Source organism: Bacillus sp. FSL L8-0199, from assembly GCF_038005705.1.
Lineage (GTDB): Bacteria > Bacillota > Bacilli > Bacillales > Bacillaceae_G > Bacillus_A > Bacillus_A cereus.
In genome coordinates this window covers 4,343,450-4,365,629 of the sequence record NZ_JBBOTS010000001.1, presented here as the reverse complement: position 1 = coordinate 4,365,629, position 22,180 = coordinate 4,343,450, and the positions used below count along the sequence as shown (strand labels likewise).

The following is a 22,180-nucleotide window of genomic DNA, read 5'->3' as shown; positions in this document are numbered from 1 at the left end:
CCCCTTTAATTAGTATTGATAATCATTATCGACTTCTGTATATTAAGGTGCTTTAACCTTTCTGTCAATGGAAAATAACAGAAGTTTCAAGTGGAGAACATTTGTTGGGGCAGTCTCGCTTTTCTATCATTAAATATGTTAAAATGGAATACATGATTTAAGAGGGAGAGATCGTATTTTGTTTGAATATGTTACAGGTTACGTGGAGTATGTAGGGCCGGAATATGTCGTAATTGATCATAATGGAATTGGTTATCAAATTTTCACACCAAATCCGTATGTATTTCAAAGAAGTAAGCAAGAAATCCGTGTCTATACATATCATTATGTGAGAGAAGATATTATGGCACTTTACGGTTTTAAAACACGTGAAGAGCGTTTATTATTTACAAAGTTGTTAGGCGTGTCTGGCATTGGGCCAAAAGGCGCTCTTGCAATTTTAGCTTCTGGTCAAACAGGACAGGTCGTTCAAGCGATTGAGCATGAAGATGAGAAGTTTTTAGTGAAATTCCCAGGCGTCGGAAAGAAAACAGCACGCCAAATGATTTTAGATTTAAAAGGAAAACTAGCAGATGTCGTACCAGATGCATTTGTTGATTTATTCTCAGACACAGAACGTTTTGATGAGAATAAAGGTTCATCAGCTGAGCTTGATGAGGCACTGGAAGCTCTGCGCGCACTTGGATACGCAGAACGCGAAGTTTCTCGTGTTGTACCAGAGTTATTAAAAGAAGCATTAACGACGGATCAGTATATTAAAAAGGCACTTAGTCTTTTACTAAATGGTAAGAGGTGAGTATAATGGACGAACGTCTCCTTTCAGGGGAATCTGCATATGAAGATGCGGATTTAGAATATTCATTACGGCCACAGACGCTCCGTCAGTATATTGGCCAAGATAAAGCGAAACATAATTTAGAAGTATTTATTGAAGCGGCGAAAATGCGTGAAGAAACGTTAGATCACGTGCTTTTATATGGACCACCAGGTCTTGGTAAAACGACGCTTGCGAATATTATTGCCAATGAGATGGGCGTTAATGTTAGAACAACTTCAGGTCCCGCAATTGAAAGACCAGGAGATTTAGCTGCTGTATTAACAGCGCTTCAGCCAGGTGATGTATTATTTATTGATGAAATTCATCGTTTGCATAGATCAATTGAAGAAGTATTGTATCCTGCGATGGAAGACTTTTGCCTTGATATTGTAATTGGAAAAGGGCCCTCAGCACGTTCTGTACGCCTAGATTTACCGCCATTTACATTAGTTGGAGCAACAACACGTGCTGGAGCATTATCGGCACCGCTTCGTGACCGCTTTGGTGTACTTTCAAGGTTAGAGTACTACACAGTAGATCAGCTTTCTGCGATTGTTGAACGTACAGCAGAAGTATTTGAAGTTGAAATCGATTCGTTAGCTGCATTAGAAATTGCAAGACGTGCTCGTGGTACACCTCGTATTGCGAATCGTCTTTTAAGACGTGTACGTGATTTCGCACAAGTTCGTGGTAATGGAACGGTTACGATGGAAATTACACAAATGGCATTAGAGCTACTGCAAGTAGATAAATTAGGTCTAGATCATATTGATCATAAATTACTGCTTGGTATTATTGAGAAATTCCGTGGCGGTCCAGTTGGATTAGAAACGGTTTCAGCAACAATTGGAGAAGAATCTCATACGATTGAAGATGTGTATGAGCCGTATTTATTACAAATTGGCTTTTTACAACGAACGCCGAGGGGCCGAATTGTAACGCCGCTTGCGTATGAACATTTCGGAATGGAGATACCAAAAGTATGACGGAGATGCCAAAGCTGCTTATTACAGCCGGGATCTTACTCATCGTTGTTGGATTAGCTTGGAAGTTCATTGGAAGGCTTCCAGGCGATATTTTTGTAAAAAAAGGAAACGTTACCTTTTATTTTCCTATCATTACATGTATTGTGTTAAGTATTGTATTATCTTTTATTATGTATATAATAAATCGATTTAAATAAGAAATAGGTGGATATAGCTATGGATATAAATCTGTTTGATTTTCATTTACCAGAAGAACTTATTGCACAAGTCCCGTTAGAAGAGCGTGAAACATCAAGATTAATGGTGTTAGACCGTGAAACAGGTGATATTGAGCATAAGCATTTTACGGATATTCTTTCTTACTTACATGAGGGGGATTGCTTAGTTTTAAATGAAACGAAAGTTATGCCTGCTCGTTTGCACGGTGTGAAAGAAGATACAGGCGCGCACATTGAAGTACTTCTTTTAAAACAAGAAGAAGGTGATAAGTGGGAAACGCTTGTAAAGCCAGCGAAACGTGTAAAAGAAGGAACTGTTATCTCTTTTGGCGAAGGGAAATTAAAAGCAACTTGCACAGGAACTGCAGATCAAGGTGGACGTCAGCTTGAATTTTCATATGACGGCATCTTCTATGAAATTTTAGATGAACTTGGGGAAATGCCACTTCCTCCATATATTAAAGAGACGCTAGAAGATCGCGATCGCTATCAAACAGTATATGCGAAAGAAATCGGTTCAGCAGCAGCGCCGACTGCGGGACTTCACTTTACAGAAGAGTTACTTGAGAAGTTAAAGCTAAAAGGCGTTCAGTTAGCATTCATTACACTTCACGTAGGACTTGGAACATTTAGACCAGTTTCTGCAGACACGATTGAAGAACACCATATGCACGCAGAATATTATCATATGTCTGAAGAGACAGCGGCATTATTAAATCGTGTGAAAGAGAATGGTGGACGTATTATTACTGTAGGTACGACATCAACTCGTACGTTAGAAACAATTGCAACAAATCATGAAGGTAAGCTTTGCGCCGCTTCTGGATGGACAGATATTTTCATGTATCCGGGATATGAATTTAAAGCAATTGATGGTTTAATTACAAACTTCCATTTACCGAAATCAACATTAATTATGCTTGTAAGTGCATTTGCAAATAGAGATAATGTACTTCATGCTTATAATGAAGCAGTAAAAGAAAAATATCGTTTCTTTAGCTTCGGTGATGCAATGTTCGTTGCATCTCACGCTAAAATGAGAAACAAATAAAAGGAGTAAGTTATGACAGCAATTCGTTATGAATTTATTAAGACATGTAAACAAACGGGTGCCCGTTTAGGTCGTGTGCATACGCCGCACGGTTCATTTGATACACCAACATTTATGCCAGTTGGTACACTTGCAACAGTTAAGACAATGTCACCAGAAGAATTAAAAGCAATGGATTCTGGCATTATTTTAAGTAATACGTATCATTTATGGCTACGTCCAGGTCATGAAATTATTCGTGAAGCAGGCGGTTTGCATAAATTTATGAACTGGGATCGTGCAATCTTAACAGATTCTGGTGGTTTCCAAGTATTCAGTTTAAGTGACTTCCGTCGTATTGAAGAGGAAGGCGTTCATTTCCGTAATCACTTAAATGGAGATAAATTATTCTTATCACCAGAAAAAGCGATGGAAATCCAAAATGCATTAGGTTCAGATATTATGATGGCATTTGATGAGTGTCCACCATTCCCAGCTACTTTTGAATATATGAAGAAATCTGTAGAGCGTACGAGCCGCTGGGCAGAACGTTGCTTAAAAGCGCATGAACGTCCGCAAGATCAAGGCTTATTCGGTATTGTACAGGGGGGAGAGTACGAAGAGCTTCGTCGTCAAAGTGCGAAAGATCTTGTTTCAATGGACTTCCCTGGTTACGCTGTAGGTGGTTTATCTGTAGGTGAACCGAAAGATATTATGAACCGTGTACTTGAGTTTACAACACCACTTCTTCCAGATAATAAGCCTCGTTACTTAATGGGGGTAGGTTCTCCTGACTCGTTAATCGATGGCGCAATTCGTGGTATTGATATGTTTGACTGCGTACTTCCAACTCGTATCGCTCGAAATGGTACATGTATGACAAGTGAAGGTCGCCTCGTTGTAAAAAATGCGAAATTCGCAAGAGACTTCGGTCCGCTTGATCCAAACTGTGATTGCTACACATGTAAAAACTACTCTCGTGCGTACATTCGTCACTTAATGAAATGTGATGAAACGTTCGGAATTCGTTTAACGTCTTATCACAACCTTCATTTTCTGTTAAACTTAATGGAGCAGGTGAGACAAGCTATTCGTGAAGACCGTCTTGGCGATTTCCGCGAAGAGTTCTTTGAACAGTATGGCTTTAATAAACCGAATGCTAAAAACTTCTAATACATAATTTAAAAGGAGGAACAAAAGATGAATGCAGGTATGATGAATATCGTTATGATCGTTGCGATGTTTGCGATTTTCTATTTCTTATTAATTCGCCCGCAACAAAAACGTCAAAAAGCAGTTGCTCAAATGCAAAGTGAGTTAGCAAAAGGTGATGCTATCGTAACAATCGGTGGTTTACACGGTACAATAGAATCAGTAGATGAGACGAAAATTGTTATTAAATCTGGTGGTTCACACTTAACTTTCGATCGCAATGCGATTCGTGAAGTTGTGAAAAACTAATTTGGAAGGCCCTGCATAAAATATGCAGGGCCTTTTTTAGTTACTTTGCTTTGACATATTTACACCGAAAATACCACCGAGTGTACTCGCCCCCATTAATGCTAATTGATAAAGTAATTGTGAGTTCGATAAAGTTTGAGAAAAGCCTAAATAGTTAACTAGAAAAACGAGTATAGTGAACGTGAGACCTGTTGTGAGACCTACTAGCCATCCTTTCCCTTGAGCTTTTTTACCAGCAATAAAACCAGACATAAGCATAGATAAAAGAGCGAGTATAAAAATAGTAACGGCTAATGTCCCTTCGTTTATATTCGTAAACTTTAATAAAAGAGCCATAATCATGCTAGTAAGAGATGCGAGAATTAATAGTGTAATAATACCGAAGCCGATTGCAGTGGATAATTTTTTCGTTCCATCCATTTATACATTCCCCCTTTTTAATACAAGCATATTTTTCTTTTGTCTAAGTTAGACTAGTTTCTTTTTTATAGGGGAGTCTATACGTAAAAAAGGAGATGTAGAAATGGAATGGATATCAATAATTGGACGGACAATGCTTTTATATATCATCATCTTAATTATTTTTCGTCTTATGGGTAAACGTGAGATAGGAGAACTAAGTGTATTAGATTTAGTCGTATTTATTATGCTTGGAGAAATGGCCGTAGTGGCAATTGAAAATACCGATAAATCACTTTGGCATCAATTAGTTCCGATGACTTTTCTTATGTGCATCCAAATTATTTTGTCAGTCATTTCCCTAAAGTATCAACGCTTTCGGCATTTAATAGAAGGTGAGCCGGCTATTCTTGTAAACGCGGGAAAGATTGATGAAAAGAAGATGAGAAAGCAACGTTATAATATAGATGATTTAATGATGCAATTAAGGGAACAAGGAGTTGGAGATATTCGGGATGTAGAATATGCTATTTTGGAACCGTCTGGGAAGTTATCTGTCTTTCAAAAACAAAAAAATAAACAAGATACATTGCAGTTTACGCTTCCTCTTATTATTGATGGAGAAATTCAATCTAGTCATTTACAAATGATTGAACATACAGATGAATGGCTTATTGAGAAATTAAAAAACTTAGGTTATAACGATGTAACACAAATTTTATACTGTAGTTTTCAAAACGGAAAATTTTTTGTTGATGTAAAAGAAAATTAGAGATTTATCCTTTGAAAGAGTAAGAATGATTAGTTTAACTAATAATCAGTGGAGATTACCCCACTGATTAAAGTTTCAACTTATTTCAAAAATGAAAGTTTACGAATGATAGGGAGACGACTTAACTCTTCTTTTCGAATGAGTTTGAAAGTGAAGAGAAGTACGATATAAACAATTGTTGTTAAAGTGATTTCCCATAATGTTTGTATGCCAAGGGCATGAGAGAAAATAATATATTTATGAAGATAAAAACCGAAGGCGCCCGCGATACCGATGGCAAGTCCGCCGAAAATATAGTCTTTTGCGTAAATGGTAAATGTAATCTTTTTTAAAACAGTAGCGTAGTGAAGAAATGTTACTGTTACAATATTTGCAGCAATAGCGAGAGCAACCCCCATCATTTGAAATTCTGGCCTTGATGCTAGTACAAAAATAACGATTAATTTCACGATGGCACCAATAAATGTATTCATCATTGCAGCTCTTGCTAAGTTTAAAGCTTGCAAAACAGAGGTAAGTGGACTTTGGAAATAATGAAATAAAAAGCAAGGCGCAAGAAGTTGAATGAATGCTGTTGCGCTGTCTGATCCATACATAAGAGTTAAAACAGGAGAAGCGAATACGTATAATATAACGACAGACCATCCGCCGGTAATTAATGAAATTCGAAGTGCTTGTTGTAAACGGTGCTCTACTAATTTATGTTGTCTTTTTGCCATTGCTTCACTAATAGAAGGAACGAGCGCTGTAGAGAGAGCGTATGTAATAAAGGCGGGTAGTGATAGGAGCGGGAATGCATAACCGTTTAATATACCGTATTGCTGGGTTGCAATAGAAGCAGCGACACCAGCGATTGCTAAGCTTTGCATAACGACAATAGGTTCAAAAAAATAGGAAACGGAGCCGATTAAACGACTTCCTGTAGTTGGAAGGGCAATATCCATCAGAGAATAAAATGTTCCTTTGCTTTCCTTTACAGTAGTGAAAAATCCAGAGCGTATTGATAAATGTTTTTCTCGCTGAAATAACGTGAGTAAAAATAATAAGGATGCAACTTCACCGAGAACAGCTGATAACATAGCGCCGGCTGCAGCGTATTCTATGCCGTAAGGTAAAAATAATTGAATGCATATAGCGATAATGGTAATGCGGACGACTTGTTCTAGAACTTGCGCATAAGCGCTAGGTTTCATGTTTTGTTTCCCTTGAAAGTAACCACGCAAAACAGAAGAAACAGCAATAACAGGAACAACGGGCAAAATGGCCATTAATGGATAGTACGTTCTTTCGTCGGTTAATAATGTTTTTGCTAAAATAGGTGTGAGGAACATAATTCCGATTGTTAAAATGATACTAATAACGGATGTAACAGCTAGTGATACGGTTAATATTTTTTTAACTCTTTGTTTATCGTTCACAGCTTCCGCTTCTGCTACAAATTTTGCGATTGCGACAGGAAGACCAATTTGTGTCAATGTAATTGCTAAAATGAATGTAGGAACGGCCATCATATAAAGACCAACGCCTTCTTCTCCCAAAATACGTGCCATTACTATGCGGTTGATAAAGCCGAGTATTTTTGTAATAAAGCCGGCTATCATTAAAATAAATGCGCCTTTTAAAAAGCTTTGTCTCGTCATGTTCTTCTCCTACCTTCTCAAAATCAATGGAATGATTTACAATAATTTATATGCACGTACGAGACAAGAATGACAAGCATTTAAGAGAGTGAAGTATGATAGTGCTCTTGAAAGTAGTTATTGCTGTCCATTAGAGCGGGAATAAAAGCGACTTTTCGTGCGAAATAAGAAGGAGATGTTATAGATGTTAGATAGAGAGGCTTTGGTAGAATCATACCGCGGACAGTTACAAGTCGTTTTAGAAAGTAAAGTAGAAGAGTTTCAAATGTTCGGCTACGACAGAGTGACAGATGATGACATTTGGAAGTTTCTTAAAGTGAAAAAGTGGAAGAAGATAGACAGCGATGTTAGATTGTATGAATTAGTTAATGACGTATTAACAGTAAGTGCTAATGAATATATGACATATTTAACTGTTGAAGCATATCAAGCGCCACTTTGGTCATTTGATGAATATGAAAATAAATAACCGACTGCAATTGGTTTGTTCTTCCTTTTGCAGTATAATGATAGGTATTGATAATCAGGAAATAATTATGTCTAAGATCATATATAAAGGAGGTAGTGAAGAGAGAAAACAAATAATGAAAGTGCAGGTATCGTGAAAACGTACCGGCACAGCTAGTGATGAGCTAGCAAAATTATAGAAAGGAAGTCTACTAACTAGACGTATGCACACGTGTAAAAGTGAATCGTAAGAGATTTATTTAAAGTGTTAGTAGCGGAAAGAGGGTACATATGGCAAAGCGTGGTACGAGAATTGCCGCCTTTTTCCTCATCGTTTTATTAATCGGTGGAGTAATTGGTGCGGCAGGAAAAGACATAGCAAAAGGAATTAGTCTAGGACTAGACCTTCGCGGTGGTTTTGAAATTCTGTATGAAGTAAAACCAGCCAAAAAAGGTGACAAAATCGATCGAGACGTACTTGTAAGTACAGTAGGTGCTCTTGAGAATCGTGTCAATGTTCTCGGTGTAAGTGAGCCGAACATTCAAATCGAAGGGCAAGATCGAATTCGTGTACAGCTTGCTGGTGTACAAGATCAGCAAAAAGCACGTGAAATGTTATCAACACAAGCGAAATTAACATTCCGTGATGTAGATGATAATCTTCTTATGGACGGAACGGATTTAAAAGGCGGCGGAGCGAAGCAAACATTTGATGAGCAAGGCCGTGCGAGCGTAGGTCTTACACTAAAGAGCGCTGAAAAATTCCGTGAAGTAACTGAAAAAATTTCAAAAATGCCACCACCAACGAATTTAATGGTAATTTGGCTTGATTTTGAAGAAGGAAAAGATTCGTACAAAGCAGAATCTGCAAAACCGAATCCGAAGTTCTTATCAGCAGCAACAGTAAACCAAGTATTTAACCAAGCTGAAGTATCTATCGTAGGTGGAAACTTCACAGTTGAAAGTGCGAAACAACTTTCATCTTTATTAAATGCAGGTGCACTTCCTGTTGATTTAAAAGAAATGTATTCAACATCTGTTGGAGCGAAGTTTGGTCAACAAGCGTTAGAGCAAACGATTTTCGCTAGTGCGATTGGTATCGCTCTTATTTTCTTATTTATGCTTGTATTCTACCGTTTACCAGGACTTGTAGCGGTTATTATGTTAGGTTTATACATTTTCGTTACGTTACTTGTCTTTAACTGGATGCATGCAGTTCTTACGCTGCCGGGTATTGCGGCGTTAGTGCTCGGGGTAGGTATCGCTGTTGATGCGAATATTATTACGTACGAGAGACTGAAAGAAGAGCTGAAAATTGGTAAGTCAATGATGTCAGCATTCCGTGCTGGTAACCATCGTTCATTAGCAACGATTTTAGATGCGAACATTACAACACTTGCAGCAGCTGGTGTGTTATTCGTTTACGGTAATAGTTCCGTAAAAGGGTTCGCAACAAGTTTAATCGTAAGTATTTTAGTCGGTTTCATTACGAACGTATTCGGTACTCGTTTCTTACTAAGTTTACTAGTAAAGAGCCGTTACTTCGATAAAAAACCAGGATACTTTGGTGTGAAGCAAAAGGATATTATTCCATTAACAAAAGGTGTAGTACATCCACCAACGAAATTTGATCGTATTAACTTCGTAAATGTCGGTCATAAATTCCTTATCTTCTCGATTGTAGTTGTAATTGCAGGTGCAATTATCTTGCCAATTTTCAAATTGAATCTTGGTATTGACTTTGCGAGTGGTACACGTATCGACTTGCAATCAAAACAAGCAGTTACTGTGTCTGATGTTCATAAAGATTTTAAAGAGTTGAACATTGATGTGAAGGAAGAAAATATTGTACCGACTGGAGATGACAATAAAGGATTCGCAGTTCGTACATTAGGTGTTCTATCAAAAGATGAAATTGCAAAAACAAAAACATTCTTCCACGATAAATATGGTACAGATCCAAACGTAAGTACAGTTTCACCAACAATCGGGAAAGAAATTGCACGAAATGCATTTATCGCAGTATTAATCGCTTCTGCGGTTATCATTTTATACGTAAGTATTCGATTCCGATTTACGTACGCATTATCTGCAGTACTTGCATTATTACATGATGCGTTCGTTATGATTGTTATATTTAGTATTTTCCAATTAGAGGTAGACTTAACGTTTATCGCTGCAGTGTTAACAATCATCGGTTATTCTATTAATGATTCAATCGTTACATTTGATAGAAACCGTGAATTATACAAACAGAAAAAACGAGTTCGCGATATAAAAGACTTAGAAGAAATCGTAAATGCAAGTATTCGCCAAACGCTTGGTCGTTCGATTAACACCGTATTAACAGTGTTATTTCCAGTAATTGCACTGCTTATCTTCGGTAGTGAGTCACTACGTAACTTCTCGTTTGCGTTACTAGTTGGATTAGTTGTAGGTACGTATTCTTCTGTTTTCGTTGCTTCTCAAATTTGGTTAATGCTTGAAAACCGTCGTTTGAAAAAGGGCAAAAACAAGAAAAAGGTTGAGAAAGTAGAATCTGAACCGCAAGTATAGAAAAGATGATGTCTCTTTATGAGGCATCTCTTTTTTCGTTTGTGGATACAATAAGATAGCAACTTTTTAACAGAAAGAAGATTGAAGAAAGTGGTGGTATTATCGCTGTTTTTGTTAAAATAAAAAGATAGGTTAAGAAAAGAAGGGATTTTAATGATGGAAAAAGATGAACGTTTTAAACAGGCTGAGTTTGGTGCTATTGTCGGGATCGTTGGTAATATTATATTAGCGATTGTAAAGGCGGTAATTGGTTATATTGGGAACAGTAAAGCACTGTTAGCGGATGCGGTGCATTCTGCATCAGATGTAATTGGTTCGCTAGCTGTACTTTTTGGATTGCGAGCGGCAAAGCAGCCACCTGATGAGGATCATCCATATGGTCATGGTAAAGCGGAATCGATTTCAGCGATTATTGTTGCGGTATTATTATTTATTGTGGGACTTGAAATCGCGATTTCGTCTATAAAAGCTTTTTCGCAAGAACTAGAACCACCGAAAGGAATTACGATATTTGCTGTTGTTCTTTCAATCGTCGTGAAAGAAGGAATGTTTCAATATAAATTCCGATTAGGGAAAAGAGTAAACAGTGATGCAATTATTGCAAATGCATATGAGCACCGTTCGGATGTATTTTCTTCAATTGCAGCTTTAATCGGTATTTGTGCAGCTATAATCGGTGGTAAGCTTGGTATAGACTGGCTCGTATATGCTGATCCGATTGCAGGATTAGTTGTTTCACTTCTTGTTGTAAAAATGGCATGGAGCATTGGAGCGGAAGCAATTCATGCAACGCTTGACCATGTTCTTCATGAGGAGGATGTTATTCCGCTTAGAGAGGCCGTTCTTCAAGTAGATGGTGTGAAAAAAATTGGTTCTTTATATGCACGGGAGCATGGTCATTATGTTATTGTCGATATTAAAGTGTCTGTAGATCCATACATTACCGTAGAAGAAGGACACCGTATTGGAAAACATGTGAAAGAAATACTTATGAAACAAGATAATGTACAAAATGTATTCGTACATATAAATCCGTATTCTCCAAATTAAACATCATTAACATTTTAGTATATAGATATTGCATCGTAGTTTGCATTATATTGTCACCCCTTAATCTGTCTTGTATAATGAACAGGTTAAGGGGTGATTTCGTGTTACAACCGAAGACGCGTTGGAAAGAAAAAGAATATAATGACGAGCGAGTGAGTGAATTAGCAAGTAAATTACAGTTATCGCCACTTGTCGTTTCATTATTCCTCGGTAGAGGACTAGATACAGAAGATAAGATTTTAGATTTTTTAAATACAGAAAATCAAGAATTTCATGATCCATTTTTATTAGAAGGAATGGATAGAACGGTAGAACGTGTAAATAAGGCCATTCAAAATGGAGAGCAAATATTAATATTTGGTGATTACGATGCGGACGGAGTAAGTAGTACGACGGTTTTATATCTTGCTCTTCAAGAATTAGGTGCAGAAGTAGAATTTTACATTCCAAATCGTTTTACAGAAGGGTATGGACCGAACGAAGAAGCGTTTCGTTGGGCGCATAGCGCAGGGTTCTCACTGATTATTACTGTCGACACTGGCATCGCAGCAGTACATGAAGCGAATGTAGCGAAAGAGCTTGGAATAGATCTAATTATTACAGATCACCATGAGCCACCGCCAGAATTGCCAGAAGCACTTGCGATTATACATCCGAAATTAGAAGGTGGCGTATATCCGTTTCACTATTTAGCTGGTGTAGGTGTTGCGTTTAAAGTTGCGCATGCACTATTAGGCCGTGTACCAGAACATTTATTAGAGATTGCAGTAATCGGTACAGTAGCTGATTTAGTATCACTTCATGGTGAAAATAGGTTGCTAGTGAAACGCGGTTTAAAACATATGCGTATGACGAGAAATATTGGTTTGAAGGCATTGTTTAAAGTTGCTAACGTTTCGCAAAGTGAAATTACCGAAGAGAGTATTGGTTTCTCAATTGCACCTCGTATTAATGCGGTCGGGCGTTTAGAAGATGCAGCGCCGGCTGTACACCTTTTATTATCAGATGATCCAGAGGAAGCGAAAGAGCTAGCTGAAGAAATTGATGAGCTGAACAAACTGCGAAAAGATATTGTAAAGCAAATTACAGAAGAGGCTATCGCTGAAGTGGAAAATAACTTCCCACCAGAAGAAAATAAAGTATTAGTACTTGCAAAAGAAGGCTGGAACCCAGGGGTAATTGGAATTGTTGCTTCTAAATTAGTTGAACGTTTTTATCGTCCGACGATTGTATTAAGCATTGATCCTATAAAAGAAACAGCAAAAGGCTCAGCACGTAGTATTGCAGGATTTGATTTGTTTGCAAATTTATCAGATTGTAGAGAGTTATTACCACACTTCGGAGGGCATCCGATGGCAGCGGGAATGACGCTACATATGAATGATGTAGATGAATTACGTCGCCGCTTAAATGAACAAGCAGATGCAATTTTAACAGACGAAGATTTTATTCCAATTACAGCAGTTGATGTTTTTTGCAAAGTAGAGGATGTAACGTTAGCGGCAATTGAAGATATGCAAAAACTAGCCCCGTTTGGTATTGGAAATCCGAAACCACGTATTGCAGTAAAAGATGCAGAGTTAGAAAGCATTCGCGCAATCGGATCAGATGGCTCTCATTTAAAAATGGCTCTTCGTGATGGACAAGCAACACTGGATACAATTGGATTTGGTTTTGGTGCATATGCGAAAGAAATCTCTCCAGTTGCAAAAGTATCTGTAATAGGAGAAGCGTCCATTAATGAATGGAATAACTTTAAGAAGCCACAACTAATGGTACAAGATATTGCTGTAGAGGCGTGGCAATTATTTGATTGGCGTAGTATGCGTAATGCAGAAGCAAATTTAGCAGAACTTCCGAAAGAAAAAATAACAATGGTGTATTTTTCTGAAGAGGTATTGAATAAATTTTCTTTAGAGAGCTATAAAGAAAAGCTCATGCATGCTTCAGAAGTAACGCATTTAGATGATCAATATATCGTGTTACTTGATTTACCAAAAGGAACAGATGAATTACGTGAGCTATTTAAGGTAGGATTCCCAGCGCGAATTTATACGCTATTTTATCAAGAGAATAACCACTTATTTAGTACAGTTCCGACGAGAGAACACTTTAAATGGTACTATTCTTTCTTAAGCCAAAAAACACCATTTTCTTTAAGACAATATGGAGAACAACTATGTCGTCATAAAGGTTGGTCAAAAGATACAGTAAATTTCATGACACAGGTGTTTTTTGAGTTAGAATTTGTTACAATAAAAGATGGCGTCATTTTTATGGCAGACAAAAAACAAAAGCGTGATTTAATTGAATCGAACACATATCGTGAGAAAATGAACCACTTACAATTAGAAAAAGAATTGGTTTATAGCACATATCAGCAACTATATACATGGTTTGAAACGATTCGTAATCATAAAGAAGTAGAACAGTTAGGGTAAAGGATTTGTATTTACAAACCTTTTAGATCTGAGGAGGATTCAGAAATATGGATTTCAAGCAACATATCGCAATTGTACCGGATTATCCGAAAGAAGGTATTGTGTTTAAAGACATTACACCTTTAATGAATGACGGTAAAGCATACAAAGCAGCAACAGATGCAATCGTTGAATACGCAAAAGAAAGAGATATCGATGTTGTAGTAGGACCAGAAGCTCGTGGTTTCATTATCGGTTGCCCAGTTTCTTATGCGTTAGAAGTAGGATTTGCGCCAGTTCGTAAATTAGGAAAATTACCACGTGAAGTAATTACAGTTGACTACGGTAAAGAATATGGTAAAGATGTTTTAACAATCCATAAAGATGCAATTAAGCCAGGTCAACGCGTATTAATTACAGATGACCTATTAGCTACAGGTGGAACTATCGAAGCGACAATTAAGCTAGTTGAAGAACTTGGCGGAGTTGTAGCAGGGATTGCATTCTTAGTAGAGCTTACTTACTTAGATGGTCGTAAAATGTTAGATGGTTACGATGTATTAGTATTAGAAAAATACTAATCACTATATAGGTAAAACTACGGTGATAAAAAGTACCCGTGAATCTCTTGGAGAGGAGCGGGTACTTTTGTATAATTGAACAAAAAATCATGGTGAAATGTCAGTAAAATCTTTTCCTTTTCACAATTCACAATCATTGGGTTATAATGATAGAATATAATTTATTCTATTAAATAAAGATAAAGTCAATTTTCAATAAAAGGTGATTCGATGGCAAATGAGCAGGTACTAACAGCTGAACAGGTACTCGAGAAAGCAAGTCAATATTTAGTGGATGAAGATATTGAGCTAGTAGCACGTGCCTATGAATATGCACGCGATGCGCATAGCGAACAATACAGAAAATCGGGTGAACCGTATATTATTCATCCAATTCAAGTTGCAGGTATTTTAGTTGATTTACACATGGATCCAGCTACGGTATCAGCAGGTTTCTTACATGATGTAGTGGAAGATACAGAGATTACGTTAGAAGATATTGAACGGGAATTTAACAAAGAAATTGCTATGCTTGTTGATGGTGTTACGAAGCTTGGGAAGATCAAATATAAATCTCACGAACAACAACAAGCAGAAAACCATCGCAAAATGTTTATTGCAATGGCTCAAGATATTCGAGTTATTTTAATTAAACTAGCTGATCGTCTTCATAACATGCGTACATTGAAACATTTGCCTCAAGAGAAGCAGCGTCGCATAGCGAATGAAACGCTAGAAATCTTTGCACCTTTAGCACATAGACTCGGAATTAGTACTATTAAATGGGAGCTAGAGGATACGTCACTTCGCTATTTAAATCCACAACAATATTATCGTATTGTAAATTTAATGAAGCGTAAACGTGCAGAACGTGAAGAATATTTAGACGAAGTAATGACTGGTATTCGTGAGAAATTAAAAGAAGTTGCAATTCAACCTGAGATCTCTGGAAGACCGAAACATATTTACAGTATTTATCGTAAAATGGCACTGCAAAATAAACAGTTCAATGAAATTTATGATTTATTAGCTGTACGTGTCGTTGTAAATAGTATTAAAGATTGTTATGCAGTGCTTGGAATTATTCATACGTGCTGGAAGCCGATGCCAGGTCGTTTTAAAGATTATATTGCAATGCCAAAAGCAAATCTATATCAATCTCTTCATACGACTGTAATTGGACCGAAAGGTGATCCGCTTGAAGTGCAAATTCGTACGAAAGAAATGCACGAAATTGCAGAATTCGGGATCGCGGCACACTGGGCATACAAAGAAGGAAAAACAGCAGAAACAACAGGTACATTAGAGAAGAAACTCACGTGGTTCCGTCAAATATTAGAATGGCAAAATGAAACTTCTAATGCAGAAGAATTTATGGAGTCATTAAAAATTGATTTATTCTCTGACATGGTATTCGTCTTTACACCGAAAGGCGATGTAATGGAATTACCACTTGGATCGGTTCCAATTGATTTCGCGTATCGTGTCCATTCGGAAATTGGGAATAAAACAATTGGTGCAAAAGTAAACGGGAAAATGGTGACGCTGGATTATAAATTAAAAACAGGCGATATCATTGAAATTTTAACGTCGAAACATTCATATGGCCCAAGTCAAGATTGGGTAAAACTTGCTCAAACATCTCATGCGAAAAATAAAATTCGTCAATTCTTTAAGAAACAACGTAGAGACGAAAATATTGAAAAAGGCCGTGAACTTGTTGAAAAGGAAGTACGTGGTCTAGAGTATGAGATGAAAGAAGTATTAGCGCCTGATAACTTAAAACGCGTCGCTGAGAAATTTAACTTTGCAAATGAAGAAGATATGTTTGCAGCAGTTGGATATAGCGGAATTACAGCTTCGCAAATTGTTACGCGACTAACGGACAAGTTCCGCAAGCAACGCGAAGAAGAAGAAATTGTTGAAGTTAAAGAAGTTCGTAAACCGATGAAAATTCGAAAATGGGATTCTGGTGTAAAGGTAAGCGGTGCTGATAATTTATTAATCCGTTTATCGAAATGCTGTAACCCAGTTCCGGGTGATGATATCGTTGGGTATATTACCAAAGGCCGAGGTGTATCGATTCACCGCCGTGATTGTGTAAATGTTCATACAGAAGAAGCGATAGAACGTTTATTAGAAGTTGAGTGGGAAGGTAGCCCTGAAAAAGAAATAGAGTATAACGTTGATATTGAAATTTCAGGTTACGATCGCCGCGGTTTATTAAATGAAGTACTGCAAGCTGTTACAGAGACGAAAACATACATTTCAGCTGTTTCTGGTAGAAGTGACCGTAATAAGATGGCAACAATTAATATGTCAATCTCGATTCGTAACTTACAACACTTGAAAAAAGTAGTAGAACGCATTAAACGCGTTCCAGAAATTTATGCAGTACGACGCATGATGCATTAATAGGGAGTGTAGAAAGATGAGAGTTGTTTTACAACGATCAAAGAAAGCGTCTGTCACAGTAGACGGTGAGATCGTAGGACAAATTCCGTTCGGTTTAACATTACTAGTTGGCATTACGCACGAAGATACAGAAAAAGATGCAACTTACATTGCGGAAAAAATTGCAAACTTACGTATTTTTGAAGATGAGAGTGGAAAGATGAATCATTCTGTACTTGATGTAGAAGGACAAGTTCTATCTATTTCGCAATTCACATTATACGGAGATTGCCGCAAGGGAAGACGTCCAAACTTTATGGATGCTGCGAAACCTGATTATGCAGAGCGTTTATACGATTTCTTTAATGAAGAAGTTCGTAAACAAGGATTACATGTGGAAACAGGGAAGTTCGGAGCAATGATGGATGTTTCTTTAATCAATGATGGTCCGGTGACCTTAATTGTAGAAAGTAAATAGTGTTGATAAAAAAGAGAGGGTTATATAATCCTCTCTTTTTTATACATTGTTGTATGTTTTGTTCATTTATTTGGAATCAATAGCAGTTTCGGTTATGTATAACTCTCCCATCAATATGGAACAATAAAAAGTAAAACATCCATATTGAATGTGAGGGATATACGTATGCGTATGAATGAAAAAGGGCATTCTGTTACAAATGGTGCAAATCAACTATTTAACGTGAATTTTCATGATTTTATTTCAAAAGAGCAAAACAATACTTCAATGGAGCTTGCTTCCGAGTTTGGGATTTCTCTTCAAGATGTAAAGCGTTTAAAGAAGCAGATTGAACGTTCTTAGAGCACTTGACAATCCTACTTAACAAACGTATAGTAATTTTATATTTACATATGAATATAACCGTTGATAGAGAAGAGTAAATGAGATACACATGGAAAGAGAAGGAATGTCTTAGGCTGAAAACATTTCTGCATGATGACTGATTGAATGACACTCTAGAGGTTTCAACTTGAACGGCATATACGCTTAGTAGGGATGAACGCACATTTAAGCGTTATTAAAAAAGTGGAAGCATACGTGCTTCAATTAGGGTGGCACCACGGGTATAATACTCTCGTCCCTACTGTTTAAACAGTAGAGGCGGGAGTTTTTTTATTTTTATTAAGATTAAAACAATTTGAGGAGGAACTGAATATGTCTATTCAAATCCCACGCGGAACGCAAGATATTCTTCCAGGCACTGTTGAGTTATGGCAGTATATCGAAGGGCAAGCACGCGAAATTTGCCGTCGTTACAATTATAAAGAAATTCGTACACCAATTTTTGAGCACACTGAGCTATTTTTACGCGGTGTTGGTGATACGACAGATATCGTACAAAAAGAAATGTACTCATTCCAAGATCGTGGAGAGCGCAGCTTAACATTACGTCCAGAAGGTACTGCACCTGTTGTACGTTCTTACGTTGAAAATAAAATGTTTGGTGATGCAACACAACCAACGAAATTATACTATATCGGTCAAATGTTCCGTTATGAAAGACCACAAGCAGGTCGCTATCGTCAATTCGTACAATTCGGTATCGAAGCAATCGGCAGTAATGACCCTGCAATTGATGCAGAAGTAATTGCACTTGCTGTTGAATTTTACCGCGGCATGGGCTTAAAAAATATTAAAGTTGTATTAAACAGTTTAGGTGACGCAGCGAGCCGTCAAGCGCACCGTGATGCATTAATCGCACACTTTGAGCCACGTATCGGCGAATTCTGTTCTGACTGTCAATCTCGCTTAGAAAAGAACCCACTTCGAATTTTAGACTGTAAGAAGGACCGTAACCATGAATTAATGGGAACAGCACCATCTATTACAGAATACTTAAACGAAGATTCAGCAATATACTACGACAAAGTTCAAGAACTATTAACGATGATGGATGTTCCGTTTGAAAAAGATCCGAACTTAGTGCGTGGTTTAGACTACTACCAACACACTGTTTTTGAAATTATGAGTGAGGCAGAAGGTTTCGGTGCGATCACTACATTAAGCGGTGGTGGCCGTTATAACGGACTTGTACAAGAAATCGGTGGACCAGAAATGCCAGGTATCGGTTTTGCAATGAGTATTGAACGTTTAATTATGGCGCTAAAAGCTGAAAACATCGAATTACCACTTGAACATAGTATTGATTGTTACGTTGTGGCGCTTGGCGAAAAAGCGAAAGACCATGCTGCAAAAGTTGCGTTCGATCTTCGTAAAGCTGGATTGTCAGTTGAAAAAGATTATTCAGATCGTAAAATGAAAGCACAATTTAAATCAGCAGATCGTCTAAAGGCGAAATTTGTAGCTGTATTAGGAGAAGATGAGCTAGATAAAGGCATCATTAACTTAAAAGATATGGCAACAGGTGAACAAGAAGAAGTAGCGTTAGATGTATTTGCTTCATACGTAGCAGAGAAATTAATATAGGGGGAACTTACAGTGGCTGAAAGAACACATGCATGTGGAAAAGTAACAGTAGAAGCTGTTGGACAAACAGTTCAATTAAAAGGTTGGGTACAAAAACGCCGTGACTTAGGTGGATTAATCTTTATCGACTTACGTGACCGTACAGGTATCGTGCAAGTTGTATTTAACCCAGAAACATCAAAAGAAGCGTTAGAAGTAGCAGAAACAATTCGTAGCGAATACGTATTACACGTAGAAGGTACAGTTGTTGAACGTGGTGAAGGCGCAATTAATGACAATATGGCAACTGGTCGTATTGAAGTACAAGCAACAAAAGTAAATGTACTAAATGCAGCGAAAACAACGCCAATCATCATTGCTGATGATACAGATGCATCAGAAGATGTGCGTTTAAAATATCGTTATTTAGACTTACGTCGCCCAGTAATGTTTAACACATTCAAAATGCGTCATGACGTAACGAAAACAATTCGTAACTTCTTAGACACAGAAGAGTTCTTAGAAGTAGAAACACCAATTTTAACGAAAAGCACGCCAGAAGGAGCTCGTGACTATTTAGTACCAAGTCGTGTGCATGATGGTGAATTCTATGCACTACCACAGTCACCACAGTTATTTAAACAGCTTCTTATGGTCGGCGGATTTGAGCGTTACTATCAAGTAGCACGTTGTTTCCGTGATGAAGATTTACGTGCGGATCGTCAACCGGAATTCACGCAAATTGATATCGAAGCTTCATTCTTAACACAAGATGAAATTTTAGATATGATGGAGCGTATGATGACGAAAGTTATGAAGGATGCAAAAGGTGTAGAAGTTAGTGCACCATTCCCTCGTATGAAATATGCTGATGCAATGGCTCGCTACGGTTCTGATAAGCCAGATACACGCTTTGAAATGGAACTAACAGACTTATCTGAGTTTGCAGCAGGTTGTGGCTTTAAAGTGTTTACAAGTGCTGTAGAAAGCGGCGGACAAGTAAAAGCAATCAATGCAAAAGGTGCTGCAAGTAAATATTCTCGTAAAGACATCGATGCATTAACTGAATTCGTGAAAGTATACGGTGCAAAAGGTCTAGCTTGGCTTAAAGTTGAAGAAGACGGTTTAAAAGGACCGATTGCAAAATTCTTCGGTGAAGAAGATGCAAATGTGTTAATGAGCACATTAGAAGCTACTGCTGGCGACTTATTACTATTCGTAGCAGATAAGAAGAGCGTTGTTGCAGATAGCTTAGGCGCACTTCGTTTACGTCTAGGTAAAGAGCTTGAGTTAATTGATGAAAGTAAATTTAATTTCCTATGGGTAACGGATTGGCCACTTCTTGAGTACGATGAAGATGCAGATCGTTACTTCGCAGCTCACCACCCATTCACAATGCCATTCCGTGAAGACGTTGAGTTACTAGAAACAGCACCAGAAAAAGCACGTGCACAAGCATATGACCTTGTATTAAACGGTTATGAGCTTGGTGGTGGATCACTTCGTATTTACGAGCGTGACGTACAAGAAAAAATGTTCAAAGCACTTGGATTCTCACAAGAAGAAGCGCAAGAGCAATTCGGATTCTTATTAGAAGCATTCGAATACGGTACACCACCACACGGCGGTATTGCATTAGGTTTAGATCGTCTTGTTATGCTGCTTGCAGGCCGTACGAACCTTCGTGATACAATTGCATTCCCGAAAACAGCAAGCGCAAGCTGCTTATTAACAGAAGCTCCAAGCCCAGTTGCAGAAGCACAGCTTGAAGAGTTAAACTTAAAATTAAGCTTAAAAGAAGAGAAGTAAGAATAGGGTCTAGATGGTTATACTAATACCATCTAGACTTTTTTTGAGAGGTTGTTTAAAAAGTCCGGTTTAGATAACTGTCGCATCTCATCGTTGCTTCGCCAGTTCGGTGCTCGAGTAGTATTTCTACACTGCGCTCCTCCTGGCTTCAGCGCCTCGATCTGCTCGGTTCTCTAAATCCTCCTTTTTAAACGTGTATTGAAAGGAAGTAAAAAAAGACCGGTTTACACTATGTTTTCATTATCGAAATATGTATTTTTAGGAATTCTATAACTTTTTCTATACAAATAGTCGGAAAAACGCTAGAATACATGGTAGACCATTTTTGTAATAGGAGTGTAGAGCTGAATGTTACATCAATTTTCACGTAATGAATTAGCCTTCGGTAAAGAAGGACTTGAAATATTAAAAAATAGTACAGTCGGTATTTTAGGAATTGGCGGCGTAGGCTCTTTTGCAGCTGAAGCGTTAGCACGTTCTGGCGTTGGACGTCTTGTATTAGTTGATAAAGACGTTGTAGATATTACAAACGTAAACCGTCAAATTCACGCTTTAGTATCTACTGTAGGACGTTCAAAAGTAGAATTAATGAAAGAGCGTATCGCAGACATTAACCCAGAGTGTGAAGTAATTGGACTTGAAATGTTTTATACAGATGAAACATATGAAGAGTTCTTTAAGCACGGTTTAGATTTCGTAGTGGATGCATCTGATACGATTACGTTCAAAATCCATTTAATTAAACAATGTTTACGTCGTAAAATTAAAATTATCTCATGTATGGGTGCAGCAAATAAAATGGATCCAACTCGTTTCCGTATTGCGGACATTTCTAAAACACATACAGATCCAATTGCGAAAGTCATTCGTACGAAGCTTCGTAAAGAGGGTATTAAAAAAGGTGTAAAAGTTGTCTTCTCTGACGAAAACCCAATCGTAATTCGTGAAGAGGTACGTAAAGAAATCGTACCAGACGAAAATGCAAAAATTCGTAAAGCGAAATTACCGCCTTCATCAAATGCATTCGTACCATCTGTGGCAGGCTTAATCATGGCAAGTCACGTTGTACGTGAACGTATTAAAAACGTTGAAGTGAAGCGTGTAGGGCAAGAATAAAAAGAAAGCATATATCCGTCAAGGGTATATGCTTTTTCTATTATGTTTTAAAGAATTGCAGATATTTGCAATACTAATAA

At 37.6% G+C, this 22,180-nt stretch carries 20 protein-coding genes and 1 other annotated feature; of the genes, 18 read left to right on the top strand and 2 right to left on the bottom strand.

The window, feature by feature from the left end:
* Positions 1-178: 178 nt before the first annotated feature.
* The 6 genes from ruvA to yajC are packed head-to-tail and all read left to right on the top strand — an operon-like array spanning position 179 to position 4,512.
* On the top strand, positions 179-796 hold the full coding sequence (gene ruvA, locus NST86_RS22420) for a Holliday junction DNA helicase RuvA (protein ID WP_000464513.1): 618 nt from the start codon (positions 179-181) through the stop codon (positions 794-796).
* A gap of 5 nt (positions 797-801) precedes the next feature.
* Entirely contained in the window at positions 802-1,803 is a 1,002-nt protein-coding gene (gene ruvB, locus NST86_RS22415) for a Holliday junction branch migration DNA helicase RuvB (RefSeq protein WP_000344449.1), read from the top strand.
* On the top strand, positions 1,800-2,000 hold the full coding sequence (locus NST86_RS22410) for a DUF2905 domain-containing protein (RefSeq protein WP_000138162.1): 201 nt from the start codon (positions 1,800-1,802) through the stop codon (positions 1,998-2,000). The genes ruvB and NST86_RS22410 overlap by 4 nt, the downstream gene beginning before the upstream one ends.
* Positions 2,001-2,019: 19 nt before the next feature.
* Complete coding sequence (queA, locus tag NST86_RS22405) at positions 2,020-3,072, top strand: tRNA preQ1(34) S-adenosylmethionine ribosyltransferase-isomerase QueA (protein WP_340934314.1); 1,053 nt, start codon at positions 2,020-2,022, stop codon at positions 3,070-3,072.
* A 12-nt stretch (positions 3,073-3,084) separates the two neighbouring features.
* Complete coding sequence (gene tgt / locus NST86_RS22400) at positions 3,085-4,224, top strand: tRNA guanosine(34) transglycosylase Tgt (RefSeq protein ID WP_000125365.1); 1,140 nt, start codon at positions 3,085-3,087, stop codon at positions 4,222-4,224.
* 27 nt (positions 4,225-4,251) lie between these two features.
* Complete coding sequence (gene yajC, locus NST86_RS22395; protein WP_000991115.1) at positions 4,252-4,512, top strand: preprotein translocase subunit YajC; 261 nt, start codon at positions 4,252-4,254, stop codon at positions 4,510-4,512.
* A gap of 36 nt (positions 4,513-4,548) precedes the next feature.
* On the opposite strand, the gene NST86_RS22390 is transcribed toward yajC, so the two are convergent.
* On the bottom strand, positions 4,549-4,932 hold the full coding sequence (locus NST86_RS22390) for a TIGR04086 family membrane protein (RefSeq protein WP_000349141.1): 384 nt from the start codon (positions 4,930-4,932) through the stop codon (positions 4,549-4,551).
* Positions 4,933-5,035: 103 nt separating this feature from the next.
* Here NST86_RS22390 and NST86_RS22385 point away from each other — a divergent pair, with 103 nt between their 5' ends.
* Positions 5,036-5,683 carry a DUF421 domain-containing protein gene (locus NST86_RS22385; protein ID WP_000454820.1) on the top strand — a complete coding sequence of 216 codons (648 nt, stop codon included), beginning with the start codon at positions 5,036-5,038 and terminating at the stop codon, positions 5,681-5,683.
* Positions 5,684-5,763: 80 nt separating this feature from the next.
* On the opposite strand, the gene spoVB is transcribed toward NST86_RS22385, so the two are convergent.
* Positions 5,764-7,323, bottom strand: coding sequence for a stage V sporulation protein B (gene spoVB / locus NST86_RS22380; RefSeq protein ID WP_016118661.1), 1,560 nt, complete (start codon positions 7,321-7,323; stop codon positions 5,764-5,766).
* Between the two features lie 184 nt (positions 7,324-7,507).
* On the opposite strand from spoVB, the gene NST86_RS22375 reads away from it, so the two are divergent.
* The 11 genes from NST86_RS22375 (at position 7,508) to NST86_RS22325 (ending at position 22,100) form a co-directional block, all read left to right on the top strand.
* The gene (locus NST86_RS22375) at positions 7,508-7,792 is read left to right on the top strand and encodes a post-transcriptional regulator (RefSeq protein ID WP_000886978.1); all 285 of its coding nucleotides are present in this window, start codon (positions 7,508-7,510) and stop codon (positions 7,790-7,792) included.
* Positions 7,793-8,061: 269 nt separating this feature from the next.
* Positions 8,062-10,326: a protein translocase subunit SecDF gene (gene secDF / locus NST86_RS22370; RefSeq protein ID WP_001119060.1), complete on the top strand. Its 2,265-nt coding sequence runs from the start codon at positions 8,062-8,064 to the stop codon at positions 10,324-10,326.
* Positions 10,327-10,482: 156 nt separating this feature from the next.
* A complete protein-coding gene (locus NST86_RS22365) occupies positions 10,483-11,376 on the top strand; it encodes a cation diffusion facilitator family transporter (RefSeq protein WP_000409743.1) in 894 nt (297 codons plus the stop codon).
* A gap of 101 nt (positions 11,377-11,477) precedes the next feature.
* Positions 11,478-13,817: a single-stranded-DNA-specific exonuclease RecJ gene (recJ, locus tag NST86_RS22360; protein ID WP_061664892.1), complete on the top strand. Its 2,340-nt coding sequence runs from the start codon at positions 11,478-11,480 to the stop codon at positions 13,815-13,817.
* 47 nt (positions 13,818-13,864) lie between these two features.
* On the top strand, positions 13,865-14,377 hold the full coding sequence (locus NST86_RS22355; RefSeq protein WP_000346215.1) for an adenine phosphoribosyltransferase: 513 nt from the start codon (positions 13,865-13,867) through the stop codon (positions 14,375-14,377).
* Between the two features lie 210 nt (positions 14,378-14,587).
* The gene (gene relA / locus NST86_RS22350) at positions 14,588-16,771 is read left to right on the top strand and encodes a GTP diphosphokinase (RefSeq protein WP_001262813.1); all 2,184 of its coding nucleotides are present in this window, start codon (positions 14,588-14,590) and stop codon (positions 16,769-16,771) included.
* 16 nt (positions 16,772-16,787) lie between these two features.
* The gene (locus NST86_RS22345; protein WP_001266965.1) at positions 16,788-17,228 is read left to right on the top strand and encodes a D-tyrosyl-tRNA(Tyr) deacylase; all 441 of its coding nucleotides are present in this window, start codon (positions 16,788-16,790) and stop codon (positions 17,226-17,228) included.
* A 165-nt stretch (positions 17,229-17,393) separates the two neighbouring features.
* Entirely contained in the window at positions 17,394-17,570 is a 177-nt protein-coding gene (locus tag NST86_RS22340) for a hypothetical protein (protein ID WP_001242605.1), read from the top strand.
* 54 nt (positions 17,571-17,624) lie between these two features.
* Positions 17,625-17,855, top strand: a binding site (T-box leader).
* A 69-nt stretch (positions 17,856-17,924) separates the two neighbouring features.
* Positions 17,925-19,196 (top strand): histidine--tRNA ligase, encoded by a 1,272-nt coding sequence (gene hisS / locus NST86_RS22335; protein WP_061664891.1) that lies wholly within the window; start codon positions 17,925-17,927, stop codon positions 19,194-19,196.
* Positions 19,197-19,208: 12 nt separating this feature from the next.
* Positions 19,209-20,984 (top strand): aspartate--tRNA ligase, encoded by a 1,776-nt coding sequence (gene aspS / locus NST86_RS22330; protein WP_000840898.1) that lies wholly within the window; start codon positions 19,209-19,211, stop codon positions 20,982-20,984.
* Positions 20,985-21,332: 348 nt separating this feature from the next.
* Positions 21,333-22,100 carry a tRNA threonylcarbamoyladenosine dehydratase gene (locus tag NST86_RS22325; RefSeq protein ID WP_000903176.1) on the top strand — a complete coding sequence of 256 codons (768 nt, stop codon included), beginning with the start codon at positions 21,333-21,335 and terminating at the stop codon, positions 22,098-22,100.
* Positions 22,101-22,180: the final 80 nt, after the last annotated feature.